Raw genomic sequence first — 1,433 nt, forward strand, 5'->3', positions numbered from 1 at the left:
CGGTCGGGATGAGCGGAGGTGAGCGGGCGCGGGCGGGCGCGGTGCACGCCGGGATGAGGCGCGCGCCGGACGGTCCGCTCCGGGGGCGGTCCGCGTCAGGTGCGGGCGGTCTTGAGCCAGGTCTGGCGGCCGGAGACGGCGCGTCCCACCGCCCACCAGCCGGCGGCGAACCACTGGTAGCCGTAGAGCACGAACGCGTGCCCCAGCAGCAGGGAGCGCAGCAGGCCCAGCTCGCGATCGCGGCGCCAGTACACGTAGCCGTAGATCAGGCCGACGCCGAACGAGAGCGCGTACCAGGCGGCGAACATCGCGGGCGAGATCACGCTCTGCCCCGCCTGCAGCGAGGCCAGCGCCAGGGCCGCGCCGGAGGCCAGGAAGGCCAGCGGCAGCAGCGAGGTCAGCAGCAGGAACCAGGGGCTGAGCAGGTGGTAGACCAGGTCCGGCGCGGCGGCGAACGGCGCGCGGCGGATGACCAGCGGCAGCAGCTTTCCCGCCTGCAGGTGGCCCTGGAACCAGCGCGAGCGCTGCCGTACCAGCCGCTTGGGCGACAGGACCGCCTGCTGGTGCACGGCGGTGGTGTGGCAGAACCGGTTCTGCCAGCCGGTGGCCAGCATGCGCACGCCGAGGTCGAGGTCCTCGGTCAGGCAGTCGCTCCACGGGTCGGCGCCCAGCCGGGTGAGCGCGCTCAGCCGCATGAACTGGCCGTTGCCGCCGAGACCGACGCTGCCCAGGTGGCGGCGGCCGTTCTGGAAGACGTCGGTGTAGACGACGAACTCCATGTCCTGCAGCCGGGCCAGCAGGCCGGTGTGCCGGTTGTACATCCGCACGCCGACCTGGACCGCGCCGGTGCCGGGGTCGGCGAAGTACGGCGTGACCTCCTCCAGGGCGTCGGTGTCCAGGCGCCCGTCGGCGTCGAGCACGCACACGACCACCCGGTCGGGGTCGCGCCCGGCCAGCAGCCCGGAGTCCAGCAGGTGGGCCAGGCCCGCGTTGAGGGCCGCGCCCTTGCCGCGGCGGGCGTTCGGCAGCGTGCGCTGCAGCAGCCAGATCCGGCCGTCCTCGGCCGCGGCGTCGCGGACGATGTCGGCGGTGGCGTCGGAGGAGGCGTCGTCGACGACCAGCACCGCGAGGTCGCCGGGCAGGCCGCGCAGCCGCTGCAGGCTGGCGGCGAGCACCTTCTCCTCGTCCAGGCAGGCCATCAGGAAGACGTAGAACGGCGCGGGCTCGGCCGGCCGGGCGGGGCGGCGCACGCCCCGCGAGAGCACGAACATCACGCAGGTGTAGCCGAGGCCGAGCACGATGACCGCCGAGCTCAGCCAGAGCAGGGGGTTCATCGCAGCAGCTCCGCGACCTGGGCCCGGCCCTCGGCGCCGGTGTCGGCGCGGTGGGTGCCTCGGGCGCGGCGGTCGGCCCGCGGCAGGGCGCGCCGGCGG

At 75.0% G+C, this 1,433-nt stretch carries 1 protein-coding gene; it reads right to left on the reverse strand.

The window, feature by feature from the left end; genetic code table 11:
• Positions 1-95: 95 nt before the first annotated feature.
• Entirely contained in the window at positions 96-1,334 is a 1,239-nt protein-coding gene (locus ACWJ6R_RS36270) for a glycosyltransferase family 2 protein (protein ID WP_449066535.1), read from the reverse strand.
• Between the last annotated feature and the right edge of the window lie 99 nt (positions 1,335-1,433).

Source organism: Planomonospora algeriensis (assembly GCF_977012225.1).

Excerpts from the sequence above, each read along its gene's own strand:
- ACWJ6R_RS36270 (WP_449066535.1), bottom strand. The coding sequence starts at position 1,334 with ATGAACCCCCTGCTCTGGCTGAGCTCGGCGGTCATCGTGCTCGGCCTC.